This window comes from Micromonospora sp. WMMD812, from assembly GCF_027497215.1.
Lineage (GTDB): Bacteria > Actinomycetota > Actinomycetes > Mycobacteriales > Micromonosporaceae > Micromonospora.
Map to the genome: position 1 here is coordinate 5,202,741 of NZ_CP114904.1, position 17,069 is coordinate 5,219,809.

Consider the following 17,069-nt stretch of genomic DNA (forward strand, 5'->3'; position numbering starts at 1 on the left):
CGGTCGGGTCGCAACCCCGGTCGATCGGGGCCCTCCTCACCGAGGAGGGCCCCGATCCACACGGGCAGGGGAGTGCGGGCGTGGCCGTGACGTGGGGCAGCAGACTCCCGTCGTGCGGCTACGCGGAGTCGCGGAGGATCAGCTCGGTGGGGAGCATGACCGCCGGCTCGATGGTCTCGCCGGCCGCGAGCCGGAGCAACTGCCGGGTCATCTGCCGGCCGATCTCCTGGATCGGCTGCCGGACGGTGGTCAGCGGCGGCTCGGTGTAGGCGGCCGTCTCGATGTCGTCGAACCCGATGACCGCGACGTCCTCGGGCACCCGCCGGCCGGCCTCGCGCAGCGTACGCAGGGCGGCGTGCGCCATCAGGTCGGAGGCGGCGAAGACCGCGTCCAGGTCGGGGTGCTCGGCGAGCAGCTGCCGCATCGCCGCCGCCCCGGACTCCCGGGTGAAGTCCCCGGTCGCCAACCGCTCCGGCAGCCCGGCCTCGGCCATCGCCTCCCGGTAGCCGGTGAGCCGCTCGATCCCGGCCACCATGTCCTGCGGTCCGGCGATGGTGGCGATCCGCCGCCGGCCGTTGTCCAGGAGGTGCCGCACCGCGGCGGTGACGCCGCCGACGTGGTCGACGTCCACGTAGGGCACCGGGACGTCGCCGAGTGGGCGACCACTGCACACCACCGGGATGCCGAGCCGGGCGAGCGTGCCGGGCAGTGGGTCGGCGCCGTGCAGTGAGGCGAACAGCACCCCGTCGACGTGCCGCCCGGTGGTGTAGCGCTCGACCCGCGCGTGCCCGGCCGGCGAGCCGGCCAGCATCAGCACCAACTGCTTGTCGGCCGCCTCCAGTTCCTGGCTGACGCCCCGGATGATGCCGGGGAAGACCTGGTCGTCGGAGAAGACCCGGGTGGCCGCCTCGGGCATCACCAGGGCGACCGAGTCGGTCCGCTGGGTCACCAGGCTGCGGGCGGCCAGGTTCGGCACGTACCCCAGCTCGGCCACCGCCCGGTTGACCGCCTCCCGGATCGGCTCGGCGACCGTGGTGGAGCCGTTCACCACCCGCGAGACGGTGGCCCGGGAGACCCCGGCCCGCCGGGCCACCTCTTCGAGCGTCGGCCGTTGCGCCGTCGTCATCGCCGCTGTCCCCCGCTCGTCACAGCCCGTTCCGGGAGATCACCTCCTGGTACCACCGGGCGCTGGACTTCGGTGTGCGGCGCTGGGTCAGGTAGTCGACGTGCACGATCCCGAACCGCTTGCGGTAACCCTCCGCCCACTCGAAGTTGTCCAGCAATGACCATACGAGATAGCCGCGCAGGTCCACCCCGCGGGAGATCGCCTCGTGTGCGGCGCGCAGGTGCCCGTCCAGGTACGCGATCCGATCGGAGTCGGCGACCTGGATCGGACCGCCCGGCGACTCGGTGCCGGGCTTGTCCGGGTACGCGGCGCCGTTCTCGGTGATCAGCAGCGGCACGCCGGGATAGTCGGCGGCGATCCGCTCCAGCAGGCGGGTCAGCCCGGCCGGCTCCACCATCCAGCCCATCTCGGTGAGCGGCCCCACCGGCGGCAGGAACTCCACCGCCCCGTCGGTGCCCGGGTAGGCGCCGCCGCCCCCGGCGCCGTCCGGCCGCCCCGCGACGTAGGTCGGCTGGTAGTAGTTGATGCCCAGCAGGTCGATCGGGGCGGCGATCTGCTTCTCGTCACCGTCCCGTAGGAACGTCGGCTCGACCAACCGGCTCACGTGCTCGAGCACGTCCTCCGGGTAGCCACCGGCCAGCAGGGGGCCCAGGAAGATCCGGTTGTGCAGCCCGTCGACGAGCCGCACCGCCGCGGCGTCCGCGGCGCTGGACTCGTCGGCCGGGCGTACGTCGGCGGGGTTGAGGGTGATCCCGACGGTGCGCGCGCCGGCCGCGCGGAGCGCGCGGGCGGCCAGGCCGTGCCCGAGCAGCAGGTGGTGTACGGCGGCGAAGGCGGCGGCCGGGTCCTGCTCGCCCGGGGCGTGCACCCCGCTGCCGTATCCGAGGTAGGCCGAGCACCAGGGCTCGTTGAGCGTGGTCCAGACGCTCACCCGGTCGCCGAGCCGCCCGTACACGGCGGTGGCGTACGTGGCGAAGTGCTCGGCGGTCGCCCGGTTGGTCCAGCCGCCCCGATCACCGAGGGCCTGCGGCAGGTCCCAGTGGTAGAGCGTGACGATCGGGTCGATCCCCCGGTCGAGCAGGGCGTCCACCAGCCGGTCGTAGAAGTCCAACCCGCGCGGGTTGACCGGACCGGTGCCGTCCGGCTGGACCCGGGGCCACGCCACCGAGAAGCGGTACGCCCCCAGCCCCAGCTCGGCCATCAGCGCCACGTCCTCGGCGTACCGGTGATAGTGGTCGCAGGCGACATCACCGGTGTGCCCCTGGTGGACCTTCCCCGGCGTACGGCTGAAGGTGTCCCAGATGGACGTCCCGCGACCGTCGTCGCGGGCCGCGCCCTCGATCTGGTACGCGGCGGTGGCGGCGCCCCAGAGGAAGTTCTCGGGAAAACGAAGCTGAGTCACGCCTTGCCCGCACCTTCCGTGATCCCGCCGATGATCTGGCGTCAGCGCAGCCGGAGACCGTCGAGGAGGCTGGTGTCGCCGGTGATGTCCAGGGTGTCGAAGCTGACGCGGCCCCAGAGGGCCAGCAGCAGGTCGCTCGCCGTGCCGCTGACCTGCGCCCGGGTGTGGTGGTCGTCGTGGTCGAGGATGGTGTCGGTGTCCAGCAGCGCCACCCCCTCGCCGCGCATCCGCAGGTACCAGTACTGCGCAGCGTCGACCGCGGACAGCTGCACCACCCCGTGCCACTGCCCCGGTGCGCGGCGCCGGCCCGACGGAAGCCAGGTGTCCAGCACCTCGCTCACCCCGTCGGCGGCAAGCTTGGCCTCGATCGGTTCGCCGGCCGCGATGGCCAGCTGGGCGTCCCAGCGGTGCACCGCGGTCTCGTGGGCCATCCGGCGCGGCCAGAACCCCGCCTTCTTGGGCTGCGGCGCCCAGTTCCACGCCGGGGCCTCCGGGTCGAGCCCGTCGAAGACCGTCATCAGCCGGTCGTACCCACGCTGCCAGTACTCCTGTGGGGTGGTGCCCTGATCCGGTTCCGGCCGCTCGGGGCGGGGCGGCGGCGCGGTGGTCAGCCCGGAGCCGGCGAACGAGGAGACCCAGTGGTAGATGCTGCCGAGGTGCAGGGTCAGGTCCGCGACCGTCCAGCCAGGGCACGAGAGCACCGGCGTCTCGGGCGGCGCCTCGGCCACCGCCGCGGCGAAGGATGGGCCCTCCGCCCGGAGCGCGCCGATCCAGAAGTCCTTCGTGCCATGCAGTCTGCTCATCGCCATCCTCCCGGGGGTGACCCGGCCACCAGTGGGTGCCGCGGCTACCCCTCAGCCTAGGGTGAAAGGTGTGTCAGACGTCTACGCCCAGCCCACAACCGGAGCCGACCGAGCCGACGTGAGGGCACTGGCCAGTTACACCACCCTGCGCATGGGCGGGCCGGCCGGCCGCGTCGTGCCCGCGACCAGCGCGGACGAGATCGTACGAACCGTGCGGGACGCGGGCAGCCGGGGCGAACCGGTCCTCATCCTGGCCGGAGGCAGCAACGTGATCATCGGCGACGACGGGTTCCCCGGCACGGTGGTGCTGGTCCGCTCCCGTGGGCTGCGGGTGGTCGCCGAGGACGCCGACACGGTGACGGTCCGGGTCGAGGCCGGCGAGCCGTGGGACGACCTCGTCGCGGCGACCGTGGCCAACGGCTGGTCCGGGCTGGAGTGCCTCTCCGGCATCCCCGGCTCCACCGGCGCCACCCCGATCCAGAACGTCGGCGCGTACGGCCAGGAGGTCGCCGAGACGATCACCGGCGTCGAGGTGTACGACCGGGTCGACGGCACCACCAGCCGGATCGCCACCGCCGACTGCGGGTTCACGTACCGGGGGAGCATCTTCAAGTACAGCGACCGCTGGGTGGTGCTCTCGGTCGACTTCCGGCTCACCCGCTCGCCGCTCTCCGGTCCGGTGCGCTACGCCGAACTGGCCCGGGCGCTCGGCGTCGAGGTGGGTGACCGGGTGCCGCTGACCGACGCCCGGGAGACGGTGCGGAAGCTGCGGGCCGGCAAGGGCATGGTGCTGGACGCCGACGACCCCGACACCCGCTCGGTCGGCTCGTTCTTCACCAACCCGGTGCTGGATCGGGCGGCGCACGAACTGCTCCGCGAGCGGGCTACCGACCTGGGCGAGCCGCCGTCCTGGCCAGGCGCCGGCGACGTGGTCAAGGTCAGCGCCGCGTGGTTGATCGACAAGGCCGGCTTCGGTAAGGGTTTCCCCGGGCCGGGCGGAGTGGCGATCTCCACCAAGCACACGCTGGCGCTGACCAACCGCAGCGGTCGGGCGAGCACCGCCGACCTGGTCGCCCTCGCCCGCGAGATCCGCGACGGCGTCCAGACCCGCTTCGGCGTAACCCTCCACCCCGAACCCGTCCTGATCAACTGCACCATCTGACCCACCCCGCGCACCTCCCGCTGCACGTGCCGCCCGCCCTCCGCTGCCTGCCCTCCGCGATCTTGCACTTTGCGCCCCCGGCATTCTTCGTGAAATGGGGCGAATCAGGGCCGAAAGTGCAAGATCAGCGGGGCTCGGGGGCCGGGCCGGGGCTCGGGCCGGGCCGGGGCGAGGCGGAGCGGGGGCTAGTGCGGGGCCACGGTGGGCCAGGGGACGGTCAGTTCGCCCAGGCGCCAGCGGGACGGGCGGTCCAGCACCGGCCAGCCGGCGTTCTTCAGGGACTGGACGGCGTGCAGCCAGCGTTGCCGGGGGCCGAAGGTCGCGTAGCCGGCGGCGGCCCGCCAGGCGTCGTCCAGGGCGCGGATCAGGTCGTGCACGCGTTCGCCGGGGACGTTGCGGTGGATCAGCGCCTTGGGCAGCCGTTCGGCCAGCTCGGCCGGGCTCTCGAGGGTGGCGAGCCGGGCCGCCAGGGTCAGCGACCGCGGCCCGTCGGCGTCGATCAGCAACCAGCCGCCCAGCCGGCCCAGCTCGTCGCAGGTCCCCTCCACCAGCACCCCGCCGGGGGCCAGCGCGGCGGTCATCGTCCGCCAGGCGGCGGCGACCTCGCTCTCGTCGTACTGGCGTAGGACGTTGAGGGCGCGGACCAGCACCGGGCGCAGGCCGCCCAGCTCGAACCCGCCCCGGGCGAAGGTGAGCCCCGGCGGGTCGGCGGCCGGCGCCGCGGCGGCCACGCGGGCCGGGTCGATCTCCAGCCCGACCAGCCGTACGTCGGTCCGGACCGCCGCGGCGAGCCGGGCCCGCAGCTCCACGGCCGTCACCGGGGTCGCCCCGTAGCCGAGGTCCACCACCAGCGGGTCAGCCGCGGCGCGGAGCAGGTCCCCACAGGTGGCCACGATCCAGTTGTCCACCCGGCGCAGCCGGTTGGGGTTCGTGGTGCCCCGGGTGACCACCCCGTACGGCCGGCGCCCCGCCGCTCCCGTCACGGCCGGGTCCTCAGCACCATCTCGGTTCGCGACCGCGGGGCTCGCAAACCCGGCTCACTCCTCGCGCTTCACTGGCCGGTCCGGTGCACCTTGTGCTGCGCGGCCTGCGCGAGCGGGCGGACCACCAGCCGGTCCACGTTCACATGGTGCGGACGGGTGGCGCACCAGGCGATGCAGTCCGCCACGTCCTCGGCCACCAGCGGCTCGGCCACCCCCGCGTAGACCGCCGCCGCCCGCTCGGCGTCACCGTCGAACCGGCTCAGGCTGAACTCCTCGGTCTTCACCATCCCCGGGTCGATCTCGATCACCCGGATCGGCCGCCCGGACAGCTCCAGCCGCAGCGTGCCGGCGATCGCGGTCTGCGCGTGCTTGGCCGCGGTGTAACCGCCCCCGCCCTCGTACACCGTGAACCCGGCGGTGGACGAGACGATCACGATGGTCCCGGCCCCGGACGCCTCCAGCGCCGGCAGCAGGGCCTGCGTGACCCGCAGCGTGCCGAGCACGTTCACGTCGTACATCCACTGCCAGTCGCCGACCGAGCCGGACTCCACCGGGTCCAGGCCCCGCGCGCCGCCGGCGTTGTTGACCAGCAGGGTGACCGGCCCGGGTGCCGCGGCGGCCGCCTCGGCGAGCGCGGCGACCGACGCGTCCGAGGTGACGTCACAGGCCACCGCGGTGGCTCGGCCGCCCGCGGCGGCGATCTCCGCGACCAGGCCGGCCAGCCGGTCGCTGCGCCGAGCCGCGGCGAGCACGTGGAAACCCTCGGCGGCGAGCCGGCGGGCGGTGGCCGCGCCGATCCCGCTGGACGCTCCGGTGACGATGGCGACAGAGGTCATCGGGCCATTGTGACCCCCGGCCGGCGGCGTATTCCCGCCGGGCGTCTCGCGCTGACGATGAGGTCCGTCACGCCCGCCGGCCGCCCGCACGCATTACCGATGCCCGATGGGGAAGATGACATCCGGCGTACGGGTTGACCGAAGCGCCGGTCGTGCGAGACGGCATTCAACCGTGACAAGGGGAGCGGACGTGGCGGAACTGCACACCGGCGTCGGTCGTCAACGAGGTGCCCTGCCGTGGCCGCGGCCCCGGCGGATCGCGACGATCTCGGTGCACACGTCGCCGTTGCACCAGCCGGGCACCGGCGACGCCGGGGGGATGAACGTCTACATCCTGGAGGTCGCTCGGCGACTGGCCGAGGCGAACGTCGAGGTGGAGATCTTCACCCGGGCCACCTCCGGCGACCTGCCCCCGGTGGTCGAGATGGCGCCCGGCGTCCAGGTCCGGCACATCACCTCCGGGCCCCTGGAGGGGCTGACCAAGGAGGAGCTGCCCGGGCAGCTCTGCGCGTTCACCGCGGGGGTGCTCCGCGCCGAGGCGGCCCGCCCGCCGGGCCACTACGACCTGATCCACTCCCACTACTGGCTCTCCGGGCAGATCGGCTGGCTGGCCAAGGAGCGGTGGGGAGTGCCCCTGGTGCACACCGCGCACACCCTCGCCAAGGTGAAGAACGCGCAGCTCGCGGTGGGCGACCGGCCGGAGCCCAAGGCGCGCGTCATCGGTGAGGAGCAGGTCGTGGCCGAGGCCGACCGGCTGGTGGCCAACACCCACGTCGAGGCCCGCGACCTGATGGAGCGGTACGCGGCCGACCCGACCCGGGTCGCCGTCGTCCAGCCCGGCGTCGACCTGGACCGGTTCCGCCCGGCGCCCGGGGACCGCGCCGCGGCCGCCGTCGCCGCCCGGCGCCGGCTGGGCCTGCCCACCCGGGGCTACGTGGTGGCGTTCGTCGGCCGGATCCAGCCGCTGAAGGCCCCGGACGTGCTGGTCCGTGCCGTCGCCGCGCTGTGCGATCGCGACCCGGAGTTGGCCGACCAGCTGACCGTGGTGATCTGTGGCGGCCCGAGCGGCAGCGGGTTGGACCGCCCGACCGCGCTGATCGAGCTGGCCGCCTCGCTCGGCGTCACCGACCGGGTGCGCTTCCTGCCGCCGCAGACCGGCGCCGACCTGCCGGCCCTGTACCGCGCCGCCGACCTGGTCGCCGTGCCGTCGTACAACGAGTCGTTCGGCCTGGTCGCCCTGGAGGCCCAGGCCTGCGGTACGCCGGTGCTCGCGGCCGCGGTGGGCGGTCTGGTCACCGCGGTGCGGGACCAGGTGAGCGGCGTGCTGATCGACGGGCACGACCCGGCCGACTGGGCCGGTACGCTTCGCCACCTGCTGCCGGACGTGGCGCGGCGCGACGCGCTGGCCCGGGGCGCGGCGCGGCACGCTCGCGGCTTCTCCTGGGACCGCACCGTCTCCGGTCTGCTCGCCGTGTACGGCGAGGCGATAGCCGCGCGCCGTGCCCGCCTCGCCGCCGAGCTCGCCGGCGACCCCGCCCTCTCCTGCTCCTGGTAGCGGGGGAAGGGCCCGGTTCCTGGCGAGCCGGGTGCGCGGCCCGACCGTAGAGTGGGTCCGGTGAGCGGGAAGAGCGATCTTGCGGCCCTCGTTGAGTCGGTCTGCGACGAGCGCGAGCTGGCCTGGGAACGGACCGGTCCGCAGTCGTACGCGGTGACGCTGCCCGGCACCCACAAGCTGAAGACGATCTGCAACCTGATCCTCGGAGAGCACGCGCTGCGGGTCGAGGCGTTCGTGATGCGCCAGCCGGACGAGCGGCGCGAGGAGCTGTGGGCCTGGCTGTTGCAGCGCAACGCCCGGATGTACGCGGTGTCGTTCTCCATCGACGCGGTCGGCGACGTCTACCTCACCGGGCGGGTCAACCCGGCCGGCGTCGACGCCGAGGAGCTGGACCGGCTGTTCGGCACGGTGCTGACGTACGCCGACGAGTCCTTCGACACCATGTTGGAAATCGGCTTCGGCAGTTCGATCCGCCGCGAGTGGGAATGGCGGGTCAAGCGCGGTGAATCCACGGCGAACCTCGCCGCGTTCGCCCACCTCTTCGAGCCGTCCGGAGGTTCGGAGTCGTCCTGACGGGTATGCCGCACCGCGCGGTGCGGCAAACATCGGGACCCGCCGCGCGCCGAGGACGGACTGTCGAGGAGCGTGAGCATCCCATGGCTCAGCGGAACAGCTCAGGTCGCGGCGGGACTGCGACCAGGACCAGGCGGCAGGCGGGGAACCAGACCCCGAACACCCCGACGATCTCCGAGACGGAGATCAGCCGGATGCGGGTGGACGACATCCGCGGGCAGCTCCGCAAGCGTGGCGTCTCGGGTATCTCCGCGCTGCGCAAGCCCGACCTGGTGAAAGAACTGGTGCGGACGTTGCGGGCGGAACGCGGCGGGGGCGGCGCCGCTCGCCGGGCCACCGGCCCGAGCGGCCGGGCGACCGGCACCCGGGCGGCCGCGGGTCGGGCCGCCGCGACGAAAAAGGCGGTGAGCGGCCGGGCGAAGGCCGCGCCGAGCCGCGCCAAGGCGGCGCCGGCGAACAAGACCGCTCCGGCCAAGCGGGCCGCCGTGAAGAAGGCCGCCGCCAAGAGGACCGCGGCTGCGAAGAAGACGACCGCCGCCAAGAAGACGGCGGCGGCCAAGAAGGCGACCACCGCGAAGAAGACGACAGCGGCGAAGAAGACGACCGCCGCGAAGCGGACGGTGGCCGCGACGAGGACGACCGCCGCGAGGAAGGCCCCGGCCAAGAAGGCGCCCGCGCGGAAGACGGCGGCGGCGAAGAAGGCGCCGGCCAGGAAGGCGCCCGCGAAGAAGGCGCCTGCCCGGAAGACGGCCGCCGCGCGGAAGACCGCCCCGGCGCGGAAGGCCACGGGGCGGACGACCACGGGGCGGGCGACCACGGCGCGGACGACCACGGCCGGCGGCGGCACGGCGGCGAAGGCGGCCGCCGGCGGCGGGCTGCGGACCGGGCGCAGCACCTCCCGCTCGGCGCGGTCGTCGCAGGTCATCTCGTCGCTCGCCGACCGGCCGGAGCGTCCCGGGCGGAGCCTCGTGACCAGCAACCACGAGGTGATCCAGCGGTGGGCTCGGGAACGCGGGGCCAAGCCGGCGACCATCGCGGGCACCGAGCGGGAAGGTCGGGCCGGTGTGCTGACGTTCAACATTCCGGGCTACCGGGAGAGCAGCCGGATCCGCGAGATCACCTGGGACGACTGGTTCCACACCTTCGACCTGCGCCGGCTGAACCTCATCTACCAGGAGCAGATGCGCGACGGCCGGCAGAGCAACTTCTTCCGGACGGAGTCACCCGATCGTGAGGACGGCTGACGCGTTTGTGGGAATGCCCGGCGGGTATCCACGGTTGGATTACACCGAGGCCCGGAGCAGCGGGAGGCCGGTGTTTGTGACCGGCGAGACAGCCGATGCGGGTTGAATCCGGAATCTGGGCGAACTAACTTTATTGCACCGCGCCGCGCTCGGAAACGTTCGGGGGAGCGGCGGATCGATCAGATCCGCGCACCGGGTGAGGCGCGAGGGGACGGGTGGACCTACCGTTGGGGGACGGTGCCCACCTGTTTGGACCGGCGGCGCGAGCGGGCGATGCTTACGGGGGTGAGTGTTGCCCGCCGCCGCCGGCCCCACCATGCGCGGGTGTCCACCACTGCCGGACGGGCGTGGTGGACACTCTGCTCTATTCGCCTGATTTGTACCGCTAAGGCGGATTCCTGGGGCGGTTACGCGCCCCCGCGGCCCGCGAATCGCTAGCCGGTGGAGACCGGATCTCCTGCCGGTTGGGACGGGCGGGACGCGGTCGCCCGGCCCAGTGCGGCGACGCGGCGCTCCCGCGGCGGCCCGGCGAGCAGGTGGCCCACGGCGGCGAGCAGGCCGAGCCCGGCCACGATGAGCCAGTGCCCGCCGCCCAGGTACTGGAGGCTCACCCCGCCGAGGGTCGGCGCGACGAACGAGGCGGCCGGGAACGTCAGGTAGAAGACCGACTGGTACCGACCGCGCAGTTCGGGAGGCGCCAGGTCGGCGTTGATCTGCGCGTTGGGCGGGGCGGCGAGCATCGAGCCGACCGTCCAGACGACCGCGGCGGCGAGGTAGACCGCCAGCCCGTCGGCGACGGTGAGCACGCCGAACCCGAGCGCCATCAGCGCGGTGGAGGCCGCGAGCACGATGTCCTTGCGGTGCCGGTCGATCAGCCGGGGCACGAACAGTTGGCCGAGCACGATCAGGGCGCCCCCGAGCGCCACCACCAGCCCGTACGACGAGGGCCCGAGCCCGTCCGCGCGCATCGCCAGCGGCATGATCGTCGAGGTCTGCATGGTCAGTACGGCCAGCACGAAGGTCAACGCTACGAAGGTGAGGAAGATCCGGTCGGTGAGAGCGGTGCGCAGCCCCGGCCGTCGGCGCCCGCCCGCTCCCGAGGCGGTGACCGGCGGGTCGACGCCCCGGCACAGCGTCTCCGGCACCTTCCAGGCGATCACCGCGGCGGTGGCCAGCGTGGCGCCCGCGTCGACCAGGAACAGTGCCAGGAAGCTCGCTTCGGCCAGCACGCCGGCCAGCAGCGAGGCGACCGCCATGCCGAGGTTGAAGGCCCAGAACTGAAGGTTGAAGGCGCGTGAGCGGCGCTGCTCGGGGACCATGTCGACGATCGCCGCCACGAACGCCGGGCTGGGCATCGAGTGCACCACGCCGACCAGGGCCGAGAGCACCGCGATGACCGCGAGGTGCCGGCTCAGGGCCAGGGCGACCATCAGGCCGGCCGTGGCCAGGTGGGCCGCGAGCAGGGTCGCCCGTCGTCCCCACCGGTCGGCGAGCACCCCCCCGAGCAGCACGCCCACGGCTCCGCCGGCCCCGTACGCCCCGACCACCGTGCCGGCGAGCGCCTCGCTGGCGCCCCGCGCCTCGGTGAGGTAGAGCGACAGGAAGAGCATGGCGAACGCGCCGGCCCGGTTGATCAGGATGCCGGCCCAGAGGTACCAGAAGGTGGCGGGGAGCCCGCCCGCGGTGTCGTGCCACCAGCGCCGCAGGCCGCGCACCCGTCCTCCCGACAGTTCGGTTTGTTAACTGTTAGCGATCCCGACCGTATCCGACGCCCGGCGGGTGGGCGCGACGTGCCCGAGGTCAGCCGACCCGGGCGGGCGCGATCGGCTCGGCCGGTCCGGTCGCGGCGGCCTCGGCGGCCTGTGGCGCGGGGGGCTGGACGGCGACCACCGGCTCGACCGGCTGGGCGGCCCGGCGCAGCGCGGTGGCACGCCGTTCCCGGGCCGGTCCGGAGACCAGGTGCGCGACGGCCATGACCCCGCCGATCGCGGCGCAGCCCACCCAGAGCGCGCTGTTGCCGGCGTGCTCCCGGACCAACCCGCCGAGGATCGGCGCGGCGGCACCGGCGATCTGCCACGAGAGCGAGAAGACGCCCTGGTAGCGACCGCGCAGGTCGCCGGGGGAGAGTTCGGCGATGAGGGTCGCGTTGGAGGGCGAGTTGAGCATCTCGCCGAGCGTCCAGATGAGGACGGTCAGGCCGTAGAACCAGGCCGCCTCGGCGAACGCGGTGAGCCCGAAGCCGACACCCATCACCAGGGAGGCCAGGGCGAGCACGTGCGACCGGCTCCGGCCCCGGATCAGCCGGGGCACGAAGAGTTGACCCACCACGATCAGCACGCCGTTCAGCGCGATCACCGAGCCGTACGTGGCGGGGGAGAGGCCCGCGTCGCCCATCGCGATCGGCAGCATCGAGATGTGCTGGAGGAAGACCAGCGCGGCGAACAGGTTGAGCGCCACGAACAAGAGAAAGACGCGGTCGTTGAGGATGGTGCGCAGTGCTCCCGCCGGGGCCGGCCCGCCCTTGGCGACGGTCGCGGCCGCGCGCCGGGTCTCGCCGACCCGGGTGAAGATGACCAGCGCGGTGATCAGCGTGGTGGCCGCGTCGACCACGAAGAGCAGCAGGTACCCGGCCTGCGCGGCGAAGCCGGCGAGCACCGCGGCGCAGGCGAAGCCCAGGTTGATCGCCCAGTAGTTCAACGAGAAGGCGCGCAGCCGGTCCTTCTCCGGCACCACGTCGATCATCATGGCGCCGAACGCCGGCCGGGCCGCCTCGGCGAACATGCCGAGCAGCAGGGCGCCCAGCGCCACCGCCCAGAGCGGGCGGGCCAGGCCGAGCGCCACCATCATGGTGGCCGCGCCGAGGTGCGCGGTGAACAGGGTGGGCCGCCGCCCCCACCGGTCGGTCAGGGTGCCGCCGACCGTGGTGCCGACCGCGCCGCCGACGCCCCAGAGCCCGATCACGAGGCCGGCCTGGGAGGCCGAGAAGCCGCGCTCCTGAGTGAGATAGATGGCGAGGAAGACCAGTACGAACGAGCCGAGTCGGTTGATCAGGGTGCCGGCCCAGAGGTACCAGAACCGCCGTGGCAGTCCACCCGCCGTATCCCGCAACCAGCACTGCACAGTCCGCATCCGGCGCCCCCGTGATGGTAATGACCGATCTATCACAAGCGCCTTACAACCTAGTGCCGGGCCGCGACGTCGGTCACCCGCTTTTCCACGTGGTGGTCGTCACGACCGGTCCCCGCGTGTCCGGCGGCGGCGTACGGCAGGATGATCCGCATGACTGCAAGCGAGGGGCCGACCGTCGGGACGCTGGTCCTGCTGCGGCACGGCGAGAGCGACTGGAACGCCAAGAACCTCTTCACCGGCTGGGTCGACGTCGACCTGACCGCCAAGGGGGAGCAGGAGGCGCGGCGCGGCGGTGAGCTGCTCCGCGAGCACAGCCTCATGCCGGACGTGGTGCACACCAGCGTGCTGCGCCGGGCGATCCGCACCGCCGAGCTGGCGCTCAGCGCGGCCGACCGGCACTGGATCGCGGTGCGCCGGTCGTGGCGGCTCAACGAGCGCCACTACGGCGCCCTGCAGGGCAAGAACAAGAAGCAGACCCTCGACGAGTACGGCGAGGAGCAGTTCATGCTCTGGCGCCGCTCGTACGACACCCCGCCGCCGCCGATCGACGACAACGACGAGTGGTCCCAGGTCGGCGACCCCCGGTACGCGCTGCTCCCGACCGAGCTGATGCCGCGTACCGAGTGCCTCAAGGACGTCGTCGAGCGAATGCTGCCGTACTGGTACGACTCGATCGTGCCGGACATCCTGGCCGGCCGGACGGTGCTGGTGGCCGCGCACGGCAACTCGCTGCGCGCGCTGGTCAAGCACCTCGACCAGATCTCCGACGAGGCGATCGCGAAGCTGAACATCCCGACCGGGATCCCGCTGCGGTACGACCTCGACCCGCAGCTGCGTCCGCTCACGCTGGGCGGCACCTACCTCGACCCGGCCGCGGCCAAGGAGGCCGCCGCCGCCGTCGCCAACCAGGGCCGCTGATCCGACGACGAAGGCCCCCGGGTGACCGGGGGCCTTCTCGTGTCCGGGATCAGTTCGGGGAGGCGGTGGCCTCGCCGGTGATCAGGTAGACCACGTGCTCGCCGGCGTTCACCGCGTGGTCCGCGAAGCGCTCGTAGAAGCGGCCGAGCAGGGTGGCGTCGATCGCGGTCTCCACCCCGTACGGCCAGTCGGCGCCGAGCAGCACGCTGAACAGGCTCTTGTGCAGGTCGTCCATGGCGTCGTCGTCCCGGTCGAGTTCGGCGGCGATGTCGGCGTCGGGCTTGGCCAGCACCGAGCCGATCTTCTCCGCCATCCGGTCGGCGACCGCGGCCATGTCGGTGAAGATCTGTCGCAGCTCGGCCGGCACCGCCGGCGAGGGGTGCCGGCGCAGCGCGGTCTTCGCCACGTGGTCGGCCAGGTCGCCCATCCGCTCCAGGTCGGCGGCGACGTGCAGGGCCGTGATCATGGCCCGCAGGTCGGAGGCGACCGGCGCCTGCCGGGCCAGCAGGTCGCAGACCCGCTCCTCGACGTGGCGGTAGAGGTCGTCGATCTCGGCGTCCCGTTCGATCACCGTCTCGGCCGCCTGCCGGTCGGCGGTGAGCAGGGCCCGGGTGGCCTGGCGCATGGCGGCACGGATCCCCTCGGCCATGTCCACCAGCAGCTGGCTGACGATCTGCAGGTCGGCCCGGAATTCGTCGCGCATTGTCACGTCCTGTGGTCGGTCGCCGCCCCGAGCGGGCCGGCGCAGGGTTGAGCGGTGCGCGCTCCACCGTAGGTGGCACCGGCAATTCCGACGTGAACCACGGTGAACGACGCCGGACGCGCGAGTGAACTTTGCCAGAAGCGAGCCTTATTCATCCCGTTATGGGTGGGAGCCAGGTTAACAATGACCCTACGATCGCCGGGTGGAGTGGGCGGTGGCGGTCGCGGTGGCCGTGGCGTTGGCGGCCGGAGTGGCCGCCGGGCTTCTGCTACCCCGGATCATGCCCGCAGCGGGCCGCCGCGCCGCGTCGACGGGGAGCGGCAGCTCCCTCAACTGGGGGAGGCCCGCGATAACCGACGATCCGCAGGTCGGGCTCGGCCGCCGCACGATCGACTCGCTCCGGGCCGGCGTGGTGGTGCTGGACCCGGACGACGTCCCGGTACTGGTCAACCCCGCGGCACGGGCCATGGGTCTGTTGCGCACCGGCACCAGCCCGGGTTCGATCGCCGCCCATCCCCTGATCCGTACCCTCGCCGGGCAGGTTCGACGCACCGGTATCCGACGCGAGATCGAGCTCGACCTGCCGCGGGGCCGCGACAACGCGGGTGACAACCCGCTCGGCGTGCACCTACGGGCGATGGGAGTCGGTGCCGGCTACATCGCCGTCGAGGCGGCCGACGTGACCGAGTCGCACCGGCTGGCTCGGGTGCGCCGTGACTTCGTGGCCAACGTGAGCCACGAGTTGAAGACCCCCATCGGCGCTCTGCAACTGCTGGCCGAGGCGCTGCTGGACGCCACCGAGCCGGCCAGCGACACGGCCCCGGACCTCTCCGAGGACCTGGTCGCCGCCCGCCGCTTCGCCGAGCGCATCCAGCACGAGTCGACCCGGCTCGGCCGGTTGGTGCAGGAACTGCTCGAGCTGACCCGGCTGCAGGGCGCCGAGCCGCAGCCGGCGCCCGAACCGGTCTCGGTGGACTGGGTGGTCGCCGAGGTCGTCGACCGGACCCGCACAACGGCCTCCGCCCGAGGGATCGAGGTGGTGACGTCGGGTGAGCGCGGCCTGACCGTGTACGGCAGCGACACCCAACTCGCCACCGCCGTCGCCAACCTGGTCGAGAACGCCATCAACTACTCGGGCGAGGACACCACGGTACGGATCACCGCCACCGGCGACGAGGAACACGTGAAGATCGCCGTCACGGACCAGGGCATCGGTATCGCCCCGACCGACGTGGACCGGATCTTCGAACGGTTCTACCGAGCCGACCAGGCGCGGTCGCGGGCGACCGGCGGCACCGGGCTGGGGCTGGCCATCGTCAAACACATCGCGAGCAACCATGGCGGACGGGTCGAGGTGTCGAGCACTCTTGGTGGTGGATCGACATTCACCATCCGGCTGCCTGCCCGTCCCCCGGACGACCTCCTGGCGACACTGCCGGCGGTTGGGATCGAGCCCGGTCCGGCCGAGCTTCGGCAGGCCTGACAGCAATGGAAAGGAAATCTCCGTTGAGCCGCGTTCTGGTGGTCGAGGACGAGGAGTCGTTCTCCGACGCCCTGTCGTACATGCTCCGCAAGGAGGGCTTCGAGGTTTCGGTCGCCGCGACGGGCCCTTCGGCCCTCACCGAGTTCGACCGGACCGGCGCCGACATCGTGCTGCTCGACCTCATGCTGCCCGAGATGTCGGGGACCGAGGTGTGCCGGCAGCTCCGGCAGCGCTCGCACGTGCCGATCATCATGGTCACCGCGCGGGACAGTGAGATCGACAAGGTGGTCGGCCTGGAGATCGGGGCCGACGACTACGTGACCAAGCCGTACTCCCCGCGGGAGCTGGTGGCTCGGATCCGTGCGGTGCTGCGCCGGCAGAGCCCCGAGGTGGCCGAGTCCGGTGCGCCGACCCTGGCCGCCGGCCCGGTCCGGATGGACATCGAGCGGCACGTCGTGACCGTCGACGGCGCGACCGTGCAGTTGCCGCTCAAGGAGTTCGAGCTGCTGGAGCTGCTGCTGCGCAACGCCGGGCGGGTGCTGACCCGGGGCCAGCTCATCGACCGGGTCTGGGGCGCCGACTACGTCGGCGACACCAAAACCCTGGACGTGCACGTCAAGCGACTCCGTTCCAAGATCGAGCCGGAGCCGTCCGCGCCGCGGTTCATCGTCACCGTCCGGGGCCTCGGCTACAAGTTCGAGCCCTGATCGACACACCCCCGCCGGGGCCCGCGCGACCGCGCGCTCCGGCGGGGTGCTCGCCCCAGCATCCCGTCCCTGGCGCGCCTCCGGGCCCCTGGCCGGGAGGGGCTGCCGTGGCGCCACCCGCTGACGACTTTGGTTGTGACGGTCCGTAGTGGGGCTGGCTCGGCTGCGGTAGTTACGCAGCGCAATGGGCTCGGGTCCGGCTCTGCCATGCCCTCACGCGCCTTTGCTCTGCTTGCCGACACGCACCACCGCGCTGAGCTGCGGCTTCGCTAGGGCCGCGCCAGAGCCGCAGCGTCGGCGTCGGACGCGCAGCGTGACTGTCGCGTATAGGGCGGCAGAGCAAAGGGCGCGAGTGAGGTTCCTGCCTGCCGGGGGCGAGCGTAGCCCTGAGTAGCCGTCGGCGAGTGCGCCCGGGGGTAGAACCGCCGCCAACCCCCGCGCGGGC

Annotated in this window: 16 protein-coding genes; 7 read left to right on the forward strand and 9 right to left on the reverse strand. The window is 72.9% G+C overall.

Annotated elements, in window-relative coordinates; translation table 11 throughout:
• Positions 1-118 precede the first annotated feature (118 nt).
• Genes O7603_RS24090 through O7603_RS24100 form a run of 3 tightly spaced genes read right to left on the reverse strand, consistent with a single transcriptional unit; the run spans position 119 to position 3,331 of the window.
• Positions 119-1,126, reverse strand: coding sequence for a LacI family DNA-binding transcriptional regulator (locus tag O7603_RS24090; RefSeq protein WP_281572055.1), 1,008 nt, complete (start codon positions 1,124-1,126; stop codon positions 119-121).
• Positions 1,127-1,145: 19 nt separating this feature from the next.
• Positions 1,146-2,528, reverse strand: coding sequence for a GH1 family beta-glucosidase (locus tag O7603_RS24095; protein ID WP_281572056.1), 1,383 nt, complete (start codon positions 2,526-2,528; stop codon positions 1,146-1,148).
• A 41-nt stretch (positions 2,529-2,569) separates the two neighbouring features.
• Complete coding sequence (locus O7603_RS24100) at positions 2,570-3,331, reverse strand: maleylpyruvate isomerase family mycothiol-dependent enzyme (RefSeq protein WP_281572057.1); 762 nt, start codon at positions 3,329-3,331, stop codon at positions 2,570-2,572.
• Positions 3,332-3,401: 70 nt separating this feature from the next.
• On the opposite strand from O7603_RS24100, the gene O7603_RS24105 reads away from it, so the two are divergent.
• On the forward strand, positions 3,402-4,493 hold the full coding sequence (locus O7603_RS24105) for a UDP-N-acetylmuramate dehydrogenase (RefSeq protein ID WP_281572058.1): 1,092 nt from the start codon (positions 3,402-3,404) through the stop codon (positions 4,491-4,493).
• A 185-nt stretch (positions 4,494-4,678) separates the two neighbouring features.
• Here O7603_RS24105 and O7603_RS24110 read toward each other — a convergent pair whose 3' ends face one another.
• Positions 4,679-5,476 carry a class I SAM-dependent methyltransferase gene (locus O7603_RS24110; protein WP_281572059.1) on the reverse strand — a complete coding sequence of 266 codons (798 nt, stop codon included), beginning with the start codon at positions 5,474-5,476 and terminating at the stop codon, positions 4,679-4,681.
• A gap of 68 nt (positions 5,477-5,544) precedes the next feature.
• Entirely contained in the window at positions 5,545-6,312 is a 768-nt protein-coding gene (locus tag O7603_RS24115) for an SDR family oxidoreductase (RefSeq protein ID WP_281572060.1), read from the reverse strand.
• A 190-nt stretch (positions 6,313-6,502) separates the two neighbouring features.
• On the opposite strand from O7603_RS24115, the gene mshA reads away from it, so the two are divergent.
• Both mshA and O7603_RS24125 read left to right on the forward strand, forming a co-directional pair.
• Positions 6,503-7,867, forward strand: coding sequence for a D-inositol-3-phosphate glycosyltransferase (gene mshA / locus O7603_RS24120; protein WP_281572061.1), 1,365 nt, complete (start codon positions 6,503-6,505; stop codon positions 7,865-7,867).
• Between the two features lie 60 nt (positions 7,868-7,927).
• On the forward strand, positions 7,928-8,440 hold the full coding sequence (locus O7603_RS24125) for a YbjN domain-containing protein (protein WP_281572062.1): 513 nt from the start codon (positions 7,928-7,930) through the stop codon (positions 8,438-8,440).
• Positions 8,441-8,528: 88 nt separating this feature from the next.
• On the opposite strand, the gene O7603_RS33095 is transcribed toward O7603_RS24125, so the two are convergent.
• Positions 8,529-8,651, reverse strand: coding sequence for a hypothetical protein (locus O7603_RS33095; protein ID WP_348651033.1), 123 nt, complete (start codon positions 8,649-8,651; stop codon positions 8,529-8,531).
• A 409-nt stretch (positions 8,652-9,060) separates the two neighbouring features.
• On the opposite strand from O7603_RS33095, the gene O7603_RS33100 reads away from it, so the two are divergent.
• Positions 9,061-9,684: a hypothetical protein gene (locus tag O7603_RS33100; protein WP_348651088.1), complete on the forward strand. Its 624-nt coding sequence runs from the start codon at positions 9,061-9,063 to the stop codon at positions 9,682-9,684.
• Between the two features lie 434 nt (positions 9,685-10,118).
• On the opposite strand, the gene O7603_RS24140 is transcribed toward O7603_RS33100, so the two are convergent.
• The gene (locus tag O7603_RS24140; protein ID WP_281572065.1) at positions 10,119-11,399 is read right to left on the reverse strand and encodes an MFS transporter; all 1,281 of its coding nucleotides are present in this window, start codon (positions 11,397-11,399) and stop codon (positions 10,119-10,121) included.
• A gap of 85 nt (positions 11,400-11,484) precedes the next feature.
• Positions 11,485-12,813 (reverse strand): MFS transporter, encoded by a 1,329-nt coding sequence (locus O7603_RS24145; protein ID WP_281572066.1) that lies wholly within the window; start codon positions 12,811-12,813, stop codon positions 11,485-11,487.
• 150 nt (positions 12,814-12,963) lie between these two features.
• Here O7603_RS24145 and O7603_RS24150 point away from each other — a divergent pair, with 150 nt between their 5' ends.
• The gene (locus tag O7603_RS24150) at positions 12,964-13,731 is read left to right on the forward strand and encodes a phosphoglyceromutase (RefSeq protein WP_281572067.1); all 768 of its coding nucleotides are present in this window, start codon (positions 12,964-12,966) and stop codon (positions 13,729-13,731) included.
• Positions 13,732-13,780: 49 nt separating this feature from the next.
• Here the strand turns inward: O7603_RS24150 and phoU are convergent, their stop codons facing one another.
• A complete protein-coding gene (phoU, locus tag O7603_RS24155) occupies positions 13,781-14,434 on the reverse strand; it encodes a phosphate signaling complex protein PhoU (RefSeq protein ID WP_281572068.1) in 654 nt (217 codons plus the stop codon).
• Positions 14,435-14,636: 202 nt separating this feature from the next.
• On the opposite strand from phoU, the gene O7603_RS24160 reads away from it, so the two are divergent.
• Both O7603_RS24160 and O7603_RS24165 read left to right on the forward strand, forming a co-directional pair.
• Positions 14,637-15,917, forward strand: a complete 1,281-nt coding sequence (locus tag O7603_RS24160) for an ATP-binding protein (protein ID WP_281572069.1) — start codon at positions 14,637-14,639, stop codon at positions 15,915-15,917.
• A 23-nt stretch (positions 15,918-15,940) separates the two neighbouring features.
• The gene (locus O7603_RS24165) at positions 15,941-16,624 is read left to right on the forward strand and encodes a response regulator transcription factor (protein ID WP_281572070.1); all 684 of its coding nucleotides are present in this window, start codon (positions 15,941-15,943) and stop codon (positions 16,622-16,624) included.
• Positions 16,625-17,069: the final 445 nt, after the last annotated feature.